Source organism: Pseudomonas sp. TH15 (assembly GCF_016651105.1).
In the GTDB taxonomy this organism is placed as follows: domain Bacteria; phylum Pseudomonadota; class Gammaproteobacteria; order Pseudomonadales; family Pseudomonadaceae; genus Aquipseudomonas.
Map to the genome: position 1 here is coordinate 619,930 of NZ_JAEKEL010000002.1, position 16,969 is coordinate 636,898.

Below are 16,969 nucleotides of genomic sequence, written 5' to 3' on the forward strand. Positions count from 1 at the left end.
TAGACGGGGCGATAATCGCACCGATTGGCAGAATGTACAGGTATCGGCTCAGTTTTCACCTTCAATTGACAGACTCGCAAGGGAAAAATGCAAGCACTCGATCCATAAAAATTATTCACCGGCCGTGGTCGCGTGAAGCTTGCGAGTCATAAAAACAATGAAAACGCTGAAAACCCAAATCGCCATCATCGGCGCCGGTCCGTCCGGTTTATTGCTTGGTCAGTTGCTGCACAACGCCGGCATCGACACTCTGATTCTCGAACGCCAAACGCCGGATTATGTGCTCGGCCGAATCCGCGCCGGCGTCCTTGAACAAGGCATGGTAGAGCTGTTGCGTCAGGCCGGTGTCGGTCAGCGCATGGACGCCGAAGGGCTGGTTCATGGCGGCTTTGATCTGGCCCTCGACGGCCGCCAGGTGCACATTGACCTGCACGCCCTGACCGGCGGCAAAACCGTGATGATCTACGGCCAGACCGAAGTCACCCGCGACCTGATGGCCGCTCGTCGGGACGCCGGGGCACAGACGATTTATGCGGCGAGCAACGTCGTCCCTCACGGCATGAAAACCGATGAAACCTTTGTCACGTTCGAAAAGGATGGCGAAACGTATCGCCTCGATTGCGACTACATCGCCGGGTGCGACGGCTTCCACGGCGTGGCCCGGCAATCGATTCCCGCCGAGAGCCTGAAGGTCTTTGAGCGGGTCTACCCGTTCGGCTGGCTGGGGATTTTGGCTGACACCCCGCCGGTCCACGAAGAGTTGGTCTACGCCCGCCACGAACGCGGGTTCGCTCTGTGTAGCATGCGTTCGGCGACCCGCACTCGCTATTACCTTCAGGTGCCGACCGAGGAACAGGTCGAGGATTGGTCCGATCAGCGTTTCTGGGATGAACTCAAATCCCGACTGCCACAGGCGTTGGCGGCAAAACTGGTCACCGGGCCATCCATCGAGAAAAGCATCGCGCCGCTGCGCAGCTTCGTGGTGGAACCGATGCAGTACGGGCGGATGTTCCTGGTCGGCGACGCGGCGCACATCGTCCCACCCACCGGCGCCAAGGGCCTGAACCTGGCGGCCAGCGACGTCAGCACATTGTTCAATATTCTGCTGAAGGTTTACCGCGACGGGCGCGTGGACTTGCTGGAGAAGTACTCCGAAATCTGCCTGCGCCGGGTCTGGAAAGCCGAGCGATTTTCCTGGTGGATGACCTCGATGCTGCACCGCTTTGACGAGCACGATGCATTCAGCCAACGCATCAGCGCCTCGGAACTGGACTACTTCGTCAACTCCGAAGCCGGGCGAAAAACCATTGCAGAAAATTACGTCGGGCTTCCATACGAGGCTATCGAATAGCCTGCTATCGACTTACACTGGCGAGCACTAACCCGCTCGCCTTGCCTCTTGCGGGAAAATCACTGCCCGCAGGTTTTATCGTGACCAATCTGAACCAGCCTGAAACGCCCAAACCGGCCATTCGCAGTGTGCTGATCGCCCTGATGCTGGCGATCTTTCTCGGCGCGCTGGACCAGACCATCGTGGCCGTGTCGATGCCGGCCATTTCCGCGCAGTTCAAGGATGTCAGCCTGCTGGCCTGGGTGATTGCCGGTTACATGGTGGCAATGACCGTGGCGGTGCCGATCTACGGCAAGCTCGGCGATCTGTACGGTCGACGCAAGTTGATGTTGTTCGGGATGGGGCTGTTCACCATTGCGTCGTTCTTTTGCGGCATGGCCCAAAGCATGGAGCAACTGGTGCTGGCGCGGATCCTTCAAGGCATCGGCGCCGGCGGGATGATTTCGGTTAGCCAGGCGATCATCGGCGACATCGTCCCGCCCCGGGAGCGCGGTCGTTATCAGGGTTACTTCAGCAGCATGTACGCAGTGGCCAGTGTCGCCGGGCCGGTGCTCGGCGGGTACATGACCGAGTACTTGTCGTGGCGCTGGGTGTTCCTGATCAACCTGCCGCTCGGGCTCGGCGCGTGGCTGGTGGCCAATCGCACACTGGTCGGGCTGCCAGTGCCGCAGCGCAAACCGATCATTGATTACCTCGGCACATTGCTGATGATCGTCGGCTTGACCGCGCTGCTGCTCGGCATCACTCAAGTCGGTCAGGGCCATTCGTGGCGCAGCGCCGAAGTGCTGGGCCTGCTCAGTTGCGCGGTGGTGGTGCTGGCGGTGTTCGTCTGGCATGAGCGGCGGGCGCGGGAGCCGTTGCTGCCGATGCATTTGTTCGCCAACCGCAATGCGATCTTTTGCTGGTGCACGATTTTCTTCACCAGTTTCCAGGCCATTTCCTTGATCGTGCTGATGCCGCTGCGGTTCCAGAGCGTCACCGGTGCCGGGGCCGACAGCGCCGCGCTGCACCTTTTGCCACTGGCGATTGGCTTACCGATTGGCGCCTATTTCGCCGGACGCCGCACCTCGGTAACCGGGCGCTACAAACCGATGATCCTGAGCGGTGCGCTGCTGATGCCGATCTCGATTCTCGGCATGGCGTTCAGTGCGCCTCAAGACTTACTGATGAGCAGCCTGTTCATGTTGTTCAGCGGGATTGCCAGCGGCATGCAATTTCCGACCTCGTTGGTCGGCACACAGAACTCGGTCGAGCAACGGGACATTGGCGTGGCCACCAGTACCACGAACCTGTTTCGTTCGTTGGGTGGCGCGGTGGGTGTGGCGTTGATGTCGGCGCTGTTGCTGGCGTTGTTGCAGGACTCCAGTTTCGCTCACATCGCTGGATCAGCAATTGGCGAGGGCAGTTCGGGGAATGTCTTGCTCGATGGTTTGAACGCTGCACCGGGGGATGCGCAGAACGCCTTGCGGGCGGAGTTGCTGCTGACCTTCCGGCATTTGCTGATGGTCAGCGCGGCGGTGTCATTGCTGGGGCTGGCGGCGGCGATTGCGATGCCGAACAGGGTGTTGCGGGGGCGGGAAGATAAGGTCCGATAGATAGACCGAGGCGCGGCCTTCGCGAGCAAGCCCGCTCCCACAATTGATTTCTGTCGTACACAAAATCTGTGATCGCTGGAAATCCAATGTGGGAGCGGGCTTGCTCGCGAAAGCGGTCTATAAGTCACGACGATTCAAGGGCTGTAATACCCGACAGCCACCAGAAAATGCCCGACCTTCTTCAGGTACGCATGCTTGTCCTCGACCTTGCCGGTCACCGGGTTCTTCCAGCGATACTCGTACTCTCCCCGATCCTGCTTGCCCATAATTGCCAGAATCGGCTCGCCCACCGGTTTGCCTTCCGGGTCGTTGACCTTGCCGAAGTCGGTGTTGATCAGCCGCAGATTGGTGCCATGAGCCACGTAGCGCTGGTTATTCAGGTCAACCACAAAGACGTATAGATCGTCCTGCAAGTACCCGCCCTTGAGCGAGTTGATCGCCGTCAGCGTGCCCTTCTCGTCCTTGGTCAGGTCAGTTGCCGCTTTATCGAGCAAGGCCTGGGCTTGCTGCGCCGATGCGCGAGGCAGGTAGTAGCCGACCGCCAGGATCCGCTGACCAATGCGCTGATAGAACACGTGCTTGCGTTCGACCTTGCCGTCGGCCCAGTTCTGCCAGTGGTATTCGGCCTGTTGAATGCCGTTGCCCTCCGGCACGTTCAAGGCGTCTTTGAAGGCTTTCTGCAAATCCGGTGGCAGCGTCTGCGACACATCCCGGCCGATCAATGCCGAAGACGGCCCACCGCTGGCGAGCATGACGCCCTTGGTATCGACCACAAACACGTAACGGTCCTTGTCGACAAACTCGCCCTGACGGCTGAATGCAGCGAAGGCCTTGTCGCCATTGTCGTGGTAGTACGCCAGGGCTTTTTCGAGCAAGGCCCTGGCAGCCTGGCCCTCATCCTTTGGCGCCGTGGCCGCCTGAACCTGGCCCAGGCTCAGCAAAAGCATCCCGCCCAGCAAGGCTAACTTGTGCACAAACCCCATAACGCATCCCCCGTTCTTGTTGATGTTTCAAGAGCGTAGACGGGCTGGGGATATGTATGAATATTCAGAATGATGCAGGGGATTGCACAACCCTGTGGCTAGTCGCTTTCCTGTGGTGAGGGGATAAATCCCCTCACCACGATGGCGCACTCGGTGACAGATCGGCGTTTATGGGCGCGAATTGATCTGCTGTTGCAGATTCTGGATCTGCGACTGAAGGGTATTGAGGTTGCGGGTGGTCTGGCCGCGGAACGCGTCGAACTCGGCGGTATTGGTCGCGCCTTGTGGGGCGGCCGGGCGGTTGTCCTGCTGGGCTTTGAGGATGACGATTTCCTGTTCCAGACGATCGATCGCAGTGCTCGGGTTGCCCTGTTTCTTCAGCGCAGCGATGTCGGCGTTGAGGCTTTTGAGCTCGGCGTCGACTTTGCTGGTGTCGGCAGGCGCGCTCTTCAGGGCGACCAATTCACCGCTCAAGGCTTTGACCTGAGCCTGCAACTGCGTGTTGGCCGCCTGTTGCTCGGTGGTTTGCGCGGTCATTTGCGCCAGGCGCTTGTCCAGTTCGCTGGTCTGACCGACCACACCTTGTTGTTGCTGACTCTGATCCTGGAGTTTGCTTTCCAACTGCTTGATCTGCAGTTTCAGCGCTTCGCTGTCGCTGTTGACGTTGGTCTGACTGGCCACGACCTTGCCGGAAATGTCCTGCAAGCGCCCCGCCGCTTCCTCACTGATCCGCGCGAAACTTTCCTGGGTCGCCACCAGTTGCTGCTCCATCAGCGAAATCTGCTGAAAACTCCACCAGGCCAGGCCCGCGAAGGCAAAGAACAAGGCGCCGACCAGTGCCCACAACGGGCCAGTGCTCGGGCCTTTGACTTTAACCGCCGCAGCGCTGCGCGCAGGTGCGGCGGTGCGATCACGAACGACCGGAATGGTCGGAAATTCATCGTGGTCGTGAACGTCGGCGCGCAGGCTTGGTACATCGTCGAAATCGTCGTTGGCATCGTTACGCATGGACATTGAGTCAACCTTTGTGGAACGCGGTGGTGGCTTGATGCGGCGAAGTATAACCCCCACTGCCGCACCGATTGACCCTGAACCCGGAACTCGGTTCAGTCAGCGAATGTCCTGAGCCTTCCACCAGCCGCAAAATTCATCGAGGGCCGCCCAGAGACTGACCTTCGGATCGTAGTCCAGATAATGCCGGGCACGGCTGATATCCAACGTGAAATTTTTGTTCATAACCTGCATGCCCAGACGCGACAGGGTCGGCTCGGGACGCCCAGGCCAGAGCTTGCACACGCCCTCATTGAGCGCCGCTACGCTGTAGGCCAAGCCGTAGGAACGGTAGCGAGTGACCTGTGGGACGTCCATTTTTCGCATCACGTAATTCACCACATCCCACAACGGCACCGGCGTACCGTTGCTGATGTTGTAGGCCTTGCCCAACGCCGAACCGCTGGCCAGCAAACTGCTGAGCAACGCTTCGTTGAGGTTTTGCATGCTGGTGAAATCAACCTTGTTCAAGCCGTTGCCGACAATCGCCAGACGCCCCTTGCGCTGCATTTTCAGCAGGCGTGGGAAGATGCTCATGTCACCAGCCCCCGTGACGAAACGCGGGCGCAGGGCGATGGTTTCTAGACCGAACTCCTGGGCGCCAAAGACCTTTTGCTCGGCGAGGAACTTGGTCGCGGCATAGTGATGCTTGAAGCGTTTAGGCACCTGCTCTTCGGTCAGGCCCAGATGATCGCGGCCATCGAAGTAGATCGACGGCGACGACAAATGCACCAGCCGCCGGACCCGTTGCTTCAGGCAAGCCTCGACCACATTTTCAGTGACCTGGACATTGCCCTGGTGAAAGTCCTGATAACGGCCCCACAAACCAACGGCGCCAGCGCAATGGACCACGGCTTCAACGTCCGAGCACAGGTCACGCACCAGTTCCGGGTCGCTCAAGTCTCCCTGGATGAACTCGGCGCCACGGCGCACCAGGTGCTCGACGCCCTCGGCCCGGCGACCGTTGACCCGCACGTCCAGGCCCTGCTCCAGGGCGAAACGCGCAAAGCGTCCGCCAATGAAGCCGCTTGCGCCGGTGACCAGAATTTTCATGTAAAGCTCCGATGTCTATCGTTTTGCGTAATGCGTGAGTCTTGACGCTGCCCGTCAGTCCAACGGCACCAGCCATTGCTTCGACGAACTTACCAATTGGTCAGTCAGTAAACCCAGTAACTGACCGCCATTGCGCCAATGATGCCAGTACAACGGCACATCAATCGGCTTATCTGGCAATAGTTCCACTAAAACACCGCGTTCGAGTTGCTCGCGCACCTGCAATTCCGGCACCAGGCCCCAACCGAGCCCCGCTTCCGTAAGGCGGATAAAGCCTTCGGACGATGGGCATAAATGGTGTTCGAAACCGCCGTCCACGCCTAAGGACGCGAGGTAGCGATGCTGTAGGAAATCGTCCGGGCCAAACACCAGCGCCGGCGTGCGCGGCAACAACTCGGCACGCACACCGTCGGGGAAATGCCGGGCAACGAATGCCGGGCTGGCCAACGCCCGGTAACGCATGGCGCCCAACAGCACGCTCCGCGCTCCGGCCACCGGGCGTTCGCTGGCGCAAACACAGGCCGCCACTTCGCCGGCGCGCATGCGTTTGAGACCCACGGTCTGGTCTTCCACCACCAGATCCAACAGCAAATGTTGCTCGGCGCAAAAATCCCCGACGGCGTCGGCCCACCACGTAGCGAGGCTATCAGCGTTGAGGGCGATGCGCAGGCGTTCCGGCAGACCTTCTTCGTCCAGCGCCGGCACCAGCGTCTGCAAATCCCGCTCAAGCAAGCGCACCTGCTGCACATGGTTGAGCAAGCGCCGACCGATTTCGGTGGGCGCTGGCGGTGTGACACGCACCAACACCGGTTGGCCGACCCGCGCTTCCAGCAGTTTGATCCGCTGGGAGATCGCCGATTGCGACAAACCCAGCACCTGCGCGGCACGTTCGAATCCGGCCTGCTCGACCACGGCGGCCAAAGCAGAAAGCAATTTATAGTCGAACATCAGTTTTCCTAATGAGCGATCAGCACTATTGGTTTTTCTTATACAGCGTAGCGCCGGAGAATGGCCAGCAAGAACTTTTTAACAAGGAATACCGACATGGCTGGCGAAACTTCATTGGCAACCCTGCTGCGCAGCATGAGCCCGCACCTCAACGTCGGCGAATACGTGTTCTGCACCCTGCGCGACGGTTCGCTACCGGCAGGCCTGGAAATCGTCGGCAGCTTTCGCGAGCAGGAAGGCCTGACAGTGATTCTGGAACGTTCCCACGCCGAAAAGGCCGGTTTCAGCTTCGACTACGTCGCTGCGTGGATCACCTTGAACGTGCATTCGGCCCTGGAAGCCGTCGGCCTGACCGCCGCTTTTGCCACAGCGCTGGGCAAGGCCGGCATCAGTTGCAACGTAATCGCCGGCTACTACCACGATCATTTATTCGTCGGCCAGGCCGATGCCGATCGTGCCATGCACGTGCTGCGGGATCTGGCAGCCAACGCGGAGTAAAACCTTATGTGGCAAAGCTATGTAAACGGCCTGTTGGTCGCTGCGGGGCTGATCATGGCGATCGGCACCCAGAATGCGTTTGTGCTGGCCCAAAGCCTGCGCCGCGAACATCACCTGCCGGTTGCCGCACTCTGCGTGGCCTGCGACGCATTGTTGGTCGCCGCCGGGGTCTTCGGCCTGGCGACGGTGCTGGCGCAAAACCCGACGCTGCTGGCGGTTGCCCGTTGGGGCGGTGCGGTGTTTCTGATTTGGTACGGCAGCCAGGCATTGCGCCGGGCCTGCTCGAAACAAAGCCTGCAACAAGGCGAAAACCAGACCGTACGCTCACTGCGGGCGGTGATGCTCAGTGCGCTGGCGGTGACGCTGCTCAACCCGCACGTTTATCTCGATACCGTGTTGCTGATCGGCTCTCTCGGCGCACAACAATCGGTGCCCGGCGCTTATGTCGTGGGGGCGGCGAGTGCGTCGTTGCTGTGGTTTTTCACTTTGGCGCTGGGCGCTGCATGGCTGGCACCGTGGCTGGCCCGGCCCAGCACCTGGAGGATTCTCGACCTGCTGGTGGCCGTCATGATGTTTACCGTAGCGATTCAACTAATCACCTCGGCCTGAATATTCTAAAAGGCTTTGGAACCTCTATCCCACACAGTTGTTGCGTGGTTATGCCGCACCCCCGGTGCTATGATCCGGTTCGATGCGCCGCAAAGAGTACAAACTCCCCGGCGCTTGTCTGGCCGCCCGTGATCGGCCTTGCGCTCACCGCAACTGACCTGATTAGGAGAATCATCATGGCTTTCGAATTGCCGCCGCTGCCTTACGCACACGATGCCCTGCAGCCGCACATTTCCAAGGAAACTCTGGAATACCACCACGACAAGCACCACAACACCTACGTCGTGAACCTGAACAACCTGGTGCCAGGCACCGAGTTCGAAGGCAAGACCCTGGAAGAAATCGTTAAATCTTCTTCGGGCGGTATCTTCAACAACGCCGCTCAGGTCTGGAACCACACCTTCTACTGGAACTGCCTGGCGCCAAACGCCGGCGGTCAACCTACCGGCGCACTGGCTGATGCCATCAACGCAGCCTTCGGTTCGTTCGACAAGTTCAAAGAAGAATTCAGCAAAACCTCCATCGGCACCTTCGGTTCCGGCTGGGGCTGGCTGGTGAAAAAGGCTGACGGTTCCCTGGCCCTGGCCAGCACCATCGGCGCCGGCAACCCGCTGACCAGCGGCGACACCCCGCTGCTGACCTGCGACGTCTGGGAACACGCTTACTACATCGACTACCGCAACGTTCGTCCGAAGTATGTCGAAGCGTTCTGGAACCTGGTCAACTGGAAATTCGTGGCTGAGCAGTTCGAAGGCAAAACCTTCACCGCTTAAGATCGATACCAGTCAAAAAAGCCCGGCTTAGGTCGGGTTTTTTTATGCCTGCGATTTTTTGATGATCGGTCCCACGCTCTGCGTGGGGATGCAGCCCGTGACGCTCTGCGTCACATTCAACAGCGGAACGCGGAGCGTCCCCAGAGTCGTTCCCACGCAGAGCGTGGGAACGATTAAAAGCAAAAGACCGCAGCCTTCGGCAACTCCTACATCGGGATGGCGTTACTCCCACAGAAAATGCAGCTTCAAGCCGCTTGCTGCCTTGCTACGGAGGGCTAACATCAAAACATTGGGAAAATTGTTCCGCGCCGCTCAAGTTGCAGCCCAAAACTACCGACACAGTACAAATAGGACAAATACTCAAAACAACAGCATATTAGCCAAGCTACAGGCAAAATCCCCTGAGCTGAATTGTCCCTTTGACTGCCACCACGGGATTGCCAATACTCATGGCAACTTGATGCTACCCGCACGGAACAAGGAATAACCCTTTGAAGCTGGAACTCAAGAACAGCTTGTCGGTGAAGTTGCTCCGGGTCGTGCTCCTGTCGGCATTGATCGTCGGCGTAGTCTTGAGCTGCGCGCAGATCGTTTTCGATGCCTATAAAACACGTCAGGCCGTAGCCGGCGACGCCCAACGCATCCTCGACATGTTCCGCGACCCCTCGACCCAGGCCGTCTACAGCCTGGACCGGGAGATGGGCATGCAGGTAATCGAAGGCCTGTTCCAGGACGACGCCGTGCGCCAAGCCTCCATCGGCCATCCCAACGAAGCCATGCTCGCGCAAAAATCCCGCGAACTGCAGCACTCCAACAGCCGCTGGCTGACCGACCTGATCCTCGGCCAGGAACGCACCTTCACCACCCAACTGGTGGGTCGTGGCCCCTACAGCGAGTATTACGGCGACCTGAGCATCACCCTCGACACCGCCACCTATGGCCAGGGTTTCATCGTCAGCTCGGTGATCATCTTTATTTCCGGGGTGCTGCGCGCGCTCGCCATGGGCCTGGTGCTGTATCTGGTTTACCACTGGCTGCTGACCAAACCGCTGTCGCGAATCATCGAGCACCTCACCGAGATCAACCCCGACCGCCCCAGCGCACACAAGATCCCGCAGCTCAAGGGCCACGAAAAAAACGAACTGGGCATCTGGATCAACACCGCCAACCAGTTGCTCGAGTCCATTGAGCGCAACACCCATCTGCGCCATGAAGCGGAAAACAGCCTGCTGCGCATGGCCCAGTACGACTTCCTCACCGGTTTGCCGAACCGCCAGCAATTGCAGCAGCAACTGGACAAAATCCTCGTGGACGCCGGCAAATTGCAGCGTCGGGTTGCCGTACTGGTCGTAGGACTGGACGACTTCAAAGGCATCAACGAACAATTCAGCTACCAGACCGGCGACCAACTGCTGCTGGCCCTGGCCGATCGCTTGCGCGCCCACAGCGGTCGCCTCGGCGCCCTCGCCCGCCTGGGCGGCGATCAGTTTGCGCTGGTCCAGGCCGACATCGAACAACCCTACGAAGCGGCCGAGCTGGCCCAAAGCATTCTCGATGACCTGGAAGCGGCGTTTGCCCTCGACCATCAGGAAATCCGCCTGCGCGCCACCATCGGCATCACCCTGTTCCCCGAGGACGGTGACAGTACCGAGAAGCTGCTGCAAAAAGCCGAGCAGACCATGACCCTGGCCAAGACTCGCTCGCGCAACCGCTATCAGTTCTATATCGCCAGCGTCGACAGCGAAATGCGCCGCCGCCGCGAACTGGAAAAAGACCTGCGCGACGCCCTCGCCCGCGATCAGTTCTACCTCGTCTACCAGCCGCAGATCAGCTATCGCGACCACCGAGTGGTCGGCGTCGAAGCGTTGATTCGCTGGCAACACCCTGAGCACGGGCTCGTACCGCCCGACCTGTTCATCCCGCTGGCCGAACAGAACGGCACCATTATCGCCATCGGCGAATGGGTGCTGGATCAAGCCTGCAAGCAACTACGCGAGTGGCACGACCAGGGGTTTGTCGACCTGCGCATGGCGGTGAACCTGTCCACCGTGCAACTGCACCACGCCGAGTTGCCGCGGGTGGTCAATAACCTGCTGCAGATGTACCGCCTGCCACCGCGCAGCCTGGAACTGGAAGTCACCGAAACCGGCCTGATGGAAGACATCAGCACCGCCGCCCAGCATTTGCTGAGCCTGCGCCGCTCCGGTGCCTTGATCGCCATCGACGACTTCGGCACCGGCTACTCGTCACTCAGCTATCTGAAAAGCCTGCCGCTGGACAAGATCAAGATCGACAAGAGCTTTGTGCAGGACCTGCTCGATGACGACGACGATGCAACCATCGTTCGGGCGATCATCCAGTTGGGCAAGAGCCTTGGCATGCAGGTGATTGCCGAAGGCGTGGAAACCGCCGAGCAAGAGGCCTACATCATTTCCGAAGGCTGCCACGAAGGTCAGGGTTACCACTACAGCAAACCGCTGCCGGCAAGGGAGTTGAGCGCTTACTTAAAGCAGGCCCAGCGCAGTAACGCGGTCATTCTTTGAATTCTTAGTCATTGCCAAAAGATCGCAGCCTTCTGCAGCTCCTACATGGATCGCATTCCCAGTAGGAGCTGCCGAAGGCTGCGATCTTTTGATCTACAGCACCGCCGCCATCTGAATAAGAAATATTTCCAAGCGCTACCCTTTACACATAATGCGAAAGATTTGCATCATGTCGCAGTTTTGCGCGCCCACAGCGCCATTCCACCCTCTATCGAAGCAGGATGTTCGCCATGATTCGTATGCCTCTGGCTACCGCCAGTCTGTTGGCCATCGCTATTTCCCTCGCCGGTTGCGGCGAAGGCAAAGACAAGGCCGCCGCGTCGCAAGCGCCGACCCCGGCCGCCAGCACCGCCGCTGCCCCAGCTACTACGCCAGCCGCTGCCGGTAAAGTCGACGAAGCCGCCGCCAAAGCCGTGGTCGCGCATTACGCCGACATGGTCTTCGCTGTTTACAGCGATGCCGAATCTACTGCGAAAACCCTGCAAACCGCCGTTGACGCTTTCCTCGCCAAACCGAACGCCGAGACCCTGAAAGCCGCCAGAACTGCCTGGATCGCCGCTCGCGTTCCTTACCTGCAGAGCGAAGTGTTCCGCTTCGGCAACACCATCATCGACGACTGGGAAGGTCAGGTGAACGCCTGGCCACTGGACGAGGGTCTGATCGACTACGTCGACAAATCCTACGAGCACGCACTGGGTAACCCGGGCGCCACCGCCAACATCATCGCCAACACCGAAATTCAGGTCGGCGAAGACAAGGTCGACGTCAAAGACATCACCCCGGAAAAACTCGCCAGCCTGAACGAGCTGGGCGGTTCCGAAGCTAACGTTGCCACCGGCTACCACGCCATTGAATTCCTGCTGTGGGGCCAGGACCTGAACGGCACCGGCCCTGGCGCTGGCAACCGTCCTGCTTCCGATTACCTGGAAGGCGCCGGCGCAACCGGCGGTCACAACGATCGTCGCCGCGCTTACCTGAAAGCCGTGACCCAACTGCTGGTCAGCGACCTGGAAGAAATGGTCGGTAACTGGAAGCCGAACGTGGCCGACAACTACCGCTCCACCCTGGAAGCCGAACCTGCCGAAACCGGCCTGCGCAAAATGCTGTTCGGCATGGGTAGCCTGTCCCTGGGCGAACTGGCGGGCGAGCGCATGAAGGTTTCCCTGGAAGCCAACTCCCCGGAAGACGAACAGGACTGCTTCAGCGACAACACCCACAACTCGCACTTCTACGATGCCAAAGGCATTCGTAACGTGTACCTGGGCGAATACACCCGCGTCGACGGCACCAAAATGACCGGCGCCAGCCTGTCGTCTCTGGTGGCCAAGGCCGACCCGGCTGCCGACAACGCACTGAAAGCCGACCTGGCTGCCACCGAAGCCAAGATCCAGGTCATGGTCGATCACGCCAACAAGGGTGAGCACTACGACCAGTTGATCGCTGCCGGCAACACCGCAGGCAACCAGATCGTACGTGACGCCATAGCGTCGCTGGTCAAGCAGACCGGTTCGATCGAACAAGCCGCTGGCAAACTGGGCATCAGCGACCTGAACCCGGACAACGCTGATCACGAGTTCTGATCAACGTTGGCTGAATAAAAGGCGACCTTCGGGTCGCCTTTTTCATGCCTGCCATTCCCAAAACCCTGCTCCATGATGTGCTCGATATCAAATGCACCACCCATCCCTGTGGGAGCGAGCCTGCTCGCGAAGGCGTCATCTGTCGCAACCTCGTCAGCGCGGCAGACACCGGCTTCGCGAGCAGGCTCGCTCCCACAGGGTTTGCATGAGCTTCAAGGCTTGCCTCAGATCAACCAAACGATAATTCCTCTTATTCAATCCCCCCTGCCCTGTTAGACTTTGCGCCCTCGTTTTGCTCGTCTTTCAGGAAGTCTGATGCCGTCGTTGTTTCTTCGCTTGTGCACCTTGTTCATGGCCCTGGGCCTGAGTGCCTGCGATGACGCCCCGCGTTTTACCAAGGCCGAGCCCGGTGAAGCCCGGTCCGGTGGGAGTGCAACGGTGCGCAAGACCGATCAGAATTCATTTTCCCTGCCCTCCGCCAATCTGCCGCCGTCACGGCGCGTGGATTTCAGCGTCGGCAACAGTTTTTTCCGCAGCCCCTGGGTGATCGCTCCGTCGACCACCACCGCCCGGGATGGCCTCGGGCCGTTGTTCAACACCAATGCCTGCCAGGGTTGCCACATCAAGGACGGTCGCGGCCATCCGCCGACACCTGATTCGCCGAATGCAGTGTCGATGCTGGTGCGCCTGTCGATTCCCAATGCACCGGCCTACGCCAAGGTCATCGAGCAACTGGGCGTGGTCCCGGAGCCCGTCTACGGCGGCCAGCTCCAGGACATGTCCGTGCCCGGCGTCGCACCGGAAGGCAAGGTACGTGTCGATTACACGCCCGTACCCGTGCGCTTCAAGGACGGCACCGAAATCGAGTTGCGCAAACCGAGCCTGAACATCACGCAACTGGGCTACGGCCCGATGCACCCCGACACCCGATTCTCGGCACGCGTGGCACCGCCAATGATTGGCTTGGGTTTGCTCGAAGCGATTCCCGAAGAAGCCATCCTGGCCAACGCCGCCGCTCAGGCAAAAGACAACAACGGCATCGCCGGGCGCCCGAACCAGGTGTGGGATGACGCCCTACACAAAACCGTCCTCGGCCGATTTGGCTGGAAGGCTGGGCAACCGAACCTCAATCAACAAAATGTTCACGCCTTCTCGGGTGATATGGGCCTGACCACCAGCCTGCGCCCGTTCGATGACTGCACCGACGCACAAACCGCCTGCAAGCAAGCGCCCAACGGCGGTGGCCCGGATAGCGAGCCGGAAGTCAGCGACAACATTCTGCGACTGGTGCTGTTCTACAGCCGAAACCTCGCCGTCCCGGCCCGCCGCGATGTCAGCGCGCCGCAAGTGCTGGCCGGCAAAAATCTGTTTTTCCAGGCCGGCTGCCAGTCCTGTCACACCCCGAAATACACCACTGCCGCCAATGCCGCAGAGCCTGAACTGGCCAATCAAGTGATTCGCCCCTACAGCGATCTGCTGCTGCATGACATGGGCGACGGCCTGGCCGACCACCGCACCGAATTCAAGGCCAGTGGCCGCGACTGGCGCACCCCGCCGTTGTGGGGCATTGGCCTGACGCAAGCGGTCAGTGGCCACACCCAGTTCTTGCATGACGGCCGCGCCCGCAACCTGCTCGAGGCCGTGCTCTGGCATGGCGGCGAAGCGAGCGCGGCGCAGCAACAGGTTTTGTCTTTCAATGCCGAGCAGCGCGCTGCGTTGCTGGCGTTTTTGAATTCTCTTTAAACACCTTATAAAAGAATCGGGAGCCCGACATGTTCCGTCCCAAATTGTTGTTCACCAGCCTTGCAGCGCTCGCCTTGGGCGCCTGTTCGCCGCAGGACCCGCAAGCGGTTACGTCGGCGGCCATCGCCAAGCAAGTGATCCTGCCGACCTACAGCCGCTGGGTTGAAGCCGACCGCCAACTGGCCGTCAGCGCCCTGGCCTTCTGCGAAGGCAAGGAAAACCTCGACACCGCCCGTGCCGATTTCCTGCATGCACAAAAAGCCTGGGCCGAGCTGCAACCGTTGTTGATCGGGCCGCTGGCCGAGGGCAACCGTTCGTGGCAGGTGCAATTCTGGCCGGACAAGAAAAACCTGGTCGGCCGTCAGGTCGAGCAATTGGTCACCGCCCAGCCGCAGATCGATGCCGCTGCGTTGGCTAAATCGAGCGTGGTGGTCCAGGGCCTGTCGGCCTACGAATACATCCTGTTCGACAGCAAAATCGACATGGCCGACGCCACCCAGAAAGCCAAGTACTGCCCGCTGCTGACCGCCATCGGCGAACGTCAGAAGCAACTGGCCGAAGAGATCCTGTCGCGCTGGAACACCACCGACGGCATGCTCGCGCAAATGAGCAAGTTCCCGAACCAGCGCTACGCCGACTCCCACGAAGCGATCGCCGATCTGCTGCGCGTGCAGGTCACGGCGCTGGACACCCTGAAGAAAAAACTCGGCACGCCGATGGGTCGTCAGACCAAAGGCATTCCGCAGCCATTCCAGGCCGATGCCTGGCGCAGCCAGTCGTCGCTGCAAGGGCTGGAAGCCAGCCTCGCGGCGGCGAAAACCGTCTGGGTCGGCGTCGACAACAAAGGCCTGCGCGGCCTGTTGCCGAGCGAGCAGAAACCGTTGGCCGACAAGATCGACGCTGCCTATGCCGCCTCGCTCAAACTGTTCGCCAGCAACCAGCGCTCGCTGACCGAAATGCTCAACGACGATGCCGGTCGCCAACAACTCAACGATCTCTACGACAGCCTCAACGTCGTCCATCGCCTGCACGAAGGCGAACTGGCCAAGGCGCTGGGCATTCAACTGGGCTTCAACGCCAACGACGGTGACTGATGAGGGCGAGTGCCATGCTGCGACGTCAGGCTCTGACTTTAGGTAGTTTGCTGCTGGGAGCAGTGACACTGGGCGGCTGGACGCTGTTCAAGCAAAAGGACAAGAGCCCGCTGCTGCTGTCGGCACGGGACGATACCGACGGCAAGCATTACGCCGTCGGTTATCGGCTGGACGGCACCCGGGTGTTCGCCACCCAGGTCGGCCAGCGCTGCCACGACATCATCAATCACCCGACGCTGCCGGTGGCGCTGTTTGTCGCTCGTCGTCCGGGCACCGAGAGTTATCTGGTTGACCTGCGCGACGGCACGCTGCTGCAAACCGTGACCTCGCAGCCGAACCGGCATTTCTACGGGCACGCGGTGATTCACAAGGATGGCGAGTGGCTGTACGCCACCGAGAACGACACCCGCGATCCGGGTCGCGGTTTGCTGGGTGTGTATAAGTTCGAAGGTGAGCGACTTATCCACAGCGGCGAAATCCCCACCCACGGTGTCGGCCCGCATCAGGTGTCGTGGATGCCCGACGGCGAAACCCTGGTGGTGGCCAACGGCGGGATTCGTACCGAGGCCGAAAGCCGGGTCGAGATGAACCTCAACGCCATGGAACCGAGCCTGGTACTGATGCAACGCGATGGTAGGTTGTTGAGCAAGGAAACCCTCGCCCAACAGATGAACAGCGTGCGCCACTTGGGGATTGCCAGCGACGGCACCATCGTCGCCGGCCAGCAATTCATGGGGCCGTCCCACGAGTCGTCGGAGCTGTTGGCGATCAAGCGTCCGGGCCAGCCGTTCGTGGCGTTCCCGGTGCCGGAGCATCAGTTGCAGGCCATGGGGCATTACACCGCCAGCGTCGCGGTGCACAGCGAGTTGCGGCTGGTCGCGCTGACCGCGCCCCGGGGCAACAGGTTTTTTATCTGGGACCTGGACAGCGGCGAAGTGCGCCTGGATGCGCCACTGCCGGATTGCGCCGGGGTCGGTGCGGTGGCCGATGGGTTTGTCGTGACGTCGGGTCAGGGCCGCTGCCGGTTCTACGATTGTCGCCAGACCGATCTGGTCGCGCAACCGCTGGAACTGCCGGCGGGGCTCTGGGATAACCACCTTCACCTGATGGCGATCTTTTGATGTCAAAAAAAAGGCCTCGCATCTGCGA

At 60.2% G+C, this 16,969-nt stretch carries 14 protein-coding genes; 10 read left to right on the forward strand and 4 right to left on the reverse strand.

Features of this window, described 5'->3' with window-relative positions; all coding sequences use genetic code 11:
• Positions 1 to 166 precede the first annotated feature (166 nt).
• The gene (gene pobA / locus JFT87_RS26655; RefSeq protein ID WP_416195315.1) at positions 167 to 1,351 is read left to right on the forward strand and encodes a 4-hydroxybenzoate 3-monooxygenase; all 1,185 of its coding nucleotides are present in this window, start codon (positions 167 to 169) and stop codon (positions 1,349 to 1,351) included.
• 80 nt (positions 1,352 to 1,431) lie between these two features.
• On the forward strand, positions 1,432 to 2,946 hold the full coding sequence (locus tag JFT87_RS26660; RefSeq protein ID WP_201206268.1) for an MDR family MFS transporter: 1,515 nt from the start codon (positions 1,432 to 1,434) through the stop codon (positions 2,944 to 2,946).
• Positions 2,947 to 3,080: 134 nt separating this feature from the next.
• On the opposite strand, the gene JFT87_RS26665 is transcribed toward JFT87_RS26660, so the two are convergent.
• The 4 genes from JFT87_RS26665 to JFT87_RS26680 all read right to left on the reverse strand — a co-directional run bounded on the left by JFT87_RS26665 (position 3,081) and on the right by JFT87_RS26680 (position 6,980).
• Positions 3,081 to 3,929 (reverse strand): cache domain-containing protein, encoded by an 849-nt coding sequence (locus tag JFT87_RS26665; RefSeq protein WP_201206270.1) that lies wholly within the window; start codon positions 3,927 to 3,929, stop codon positions 3,081 to 3,083.
• A 168-nt stretch (positions 3,930 to 4,097) separates the two neighbouring features.
• Positions 4,098 to 4,943, reverse strand: a complete 846-nt coding sequence (locus tag JFT87_RS26670) for an ATPase (RefSeq protein ID WP_201206272.1) — start codon at positions 4,941 to 4,943, stop codon at positions 4,098 to 4,100.
• A 96-nt stretch (positions 4,944 to 5,039) separates the two neighbouring features.
• Positions 5,040 to 6,032 (reverse strand): NAD-dependent epimerase/dehydratase family protein, encoded by a 993-nt coding sequence (locus JFT87_RS26675; protein WP_201194176.1) that lies wholly within the window; start codon positions 6,030 to 6,032, stop codon positions 5,040 to 5,042.
• A 54-nt stretch (positions 6,033 to 6,086) separates the two neighbouring features.
• Positions 6,087 to 6,980, reverse strand: a complete 894-nt coding sequence (locus JFT87_RS26680) for a LysR family transcriptional regulator ArgP (RefSeq protein WP_201206274.1) — start codon at positions 6,978 to 6,980, stop codon at positions 6,087 to 6,089.
• Positions 6,981 to 7,076: 96 nt separating this feature from the next.
• Between JFT87_RS26680 and JFT87_RS26685 the strand changes: the two genes are divergently transcribed.
• From JFT87_RS26685 to JFT87_RS26720, 8 genes are all read left to right on the forward strand, one after another.
• Positions 7,077 to 7,478: an ACT domain-containing protein gene (locus tag JFT87_RS26685; RefSeq protein ID WP_201206276.1), complete on the forward strand. Its 402-nt coding sequence runs from the start codon at positions 7,077 to 7,079 to the stop codon at positions 7,476 to 7,478.
• Between the two features lie 6 nt (positions 7,479 to 7,484).
• Positions 7,485 to 8,087, forward strand: coding sequence for a LysE/ArgO family amino acid transporter (locus JFT87_RS26690; RefSeq protein ID WP_201206278.1), 603 nt, complete (start codon positions 7,485 to 7,487; stop codon positions 8,085 to 8,087).
• A 176-nt stretch (positions 8,088 to 8,263) separates the two neighbouring features.
• Positions 8,264 to 8,860, forward strand: coding sequence for a superoxide dismutase (locus JFT87_RS26695; protein WP_201194184.1), 597 nt, complete (start codon positions 8,264 to 8,266; stop codon positions 8,858 to 8,860).
• Positions 8,861 to 9,351: 491 nt separating this feature from the next.
• Positions 9,352 to 11,403: a putative bifunctional diguanylate cyclase/phosphodiesterase gene (locus tag JFT87_RS26700; RefSeq protein WP_201206279.1), complete on the forward strand. Its 2,052-nt coding sequence runs from the start codon at positions 9,352 to 9,354 to the stop codon at positions 11,401 to 11,403.
• A gap of 230 nt (positions 11,404 to 11,633) precedes the next feature.
• Entirely contained in the window at positions 11,634 to 12,983 is a 1,350-nt protein-coding gene (locus tag JFT87_RS26705) for an imelysin family protein (protein ID WP_201206281.1), read from the forward strand.
• Positions 12,984 to 13,298: 315 nt separating this feature from the next.
• The gene (locus JFT87_RS26710) at positions 13,299 to 14,726 is read left to right on the forward strand and encodes a di-heme oxidoreductase family protein (protein ID WP_201206283.1); all 1,428 of its coding nucleotides are present in this window, start codon (positions 13,299 to 13,301) and stop codon (positions 14,724 to 14,726) included.
• A gap of 29 nt (positions 14,727 to 14,755) precedes the next feature.
• Positions 14,756 to 15,820, forward strand: coding sequence for an imelysin family protein (locus tag JFT87_RS26715; protein ID WP_201206285.1), 1,065 nt, complete (start codon positions 14,756 to 14,758; stop codon positions 15,818 to 15,820).
• Between the two features lie 14 nt (positions 15,821 to 15,834).
• Positions 15,835 to 16,941: a DUF1513 domain-containing protein gene (locus JFT87_RS26720; RefSeq protein ID WP_201206287.1), complete on the forward strand. Its 1,107-nt coding sequence runs from the start codon at positions 15,835 to 15,837 to the stop codon at positions 16,939 to 16,941.
• Positions 16,942 to 16,969: the final 28 nt, after the last annotated feature.

Bases quoted from the DNA above. Each gene is read 5' to 3' on its own strand.
- JFT87_RS26665 (WP_201206270.1), bottom strand. From the start codon at position 3,929: ATGGGGTTTGTGCACAAGTTAGCCTTGCTGGGCGGGATGCTTTTGCTG.
- JFT87_RS26670 (WP_201206272.1), bottom strand. From the start codon at position 4,943: ATGTCCATGCGTAACGATGCCAACGACGATTTCGACGATGTACCAAGC.
- JFT87_RS26675 (WP_201194176.1), bottom strand. From the start codon at position 6,032: ATGAAAATTCTGGTCACCGGCGCAAGCGGCTTCATTGGCGGACGCTTT.
- JFT87_RS26680 (WP_201206274.1), bottom strand. From the start codon at position 6,980: ATGTTCGACTATAAATTGCTTTCTGCTTTGGCCGCCGTGGTCGAGCAG.
- JFT87_RS26685 (WP_201206276.1), top strand. From the start codon at position 7,077: ATGGCTGGCGAAACTTCATTGGCAACCCTGCTGCGCAGCATGAGCCCG.
- JFT87_RS26690 (WP_201206278.1), top strand. From the start codon at position 7,485: ATGTGGCAAAGCTATGTAAACGGCCTGTTGGTCGCTGCGGGGCTGATC.
- JFT87_RS26695 (WP_201194184.1), top strand. From the start codon at position 8,264: ATGGCTTTCGAATTGCCGCCGCTGCCTTACGCACACGATGCCCTGCAG.
- JFT87_RS26705 (WP_201206281.1), top strand. From the start codon at position 11,634: ATGATTCGTATGCCTCTGGCTACCGCCAGTCTGTTGGCCATCGCTATT.
- JFT87_RS26710 (WP_201206283.1), top strand. From the start codon at position 13,299: ATGCCGTCGTTGTTTCTTCGCTTGTGCACCTTGTTCATGGCCCTGGGC.
- JFT87_RS26715 (WP_201206285.1), top strand. From the start codon at position 14,756: ATGTTCCGTCCCAAATTGTTGTTCACCAGCCTTGCAGCGCTCGCCTTG.
- JFT87_RS26720 (WP_201206287.1), top strand. From the start codon at position 15,835: ATGCTGCGACGTCAGGCTCTGACTTTAGGTAGTTTGCTGCTGGGAGCA.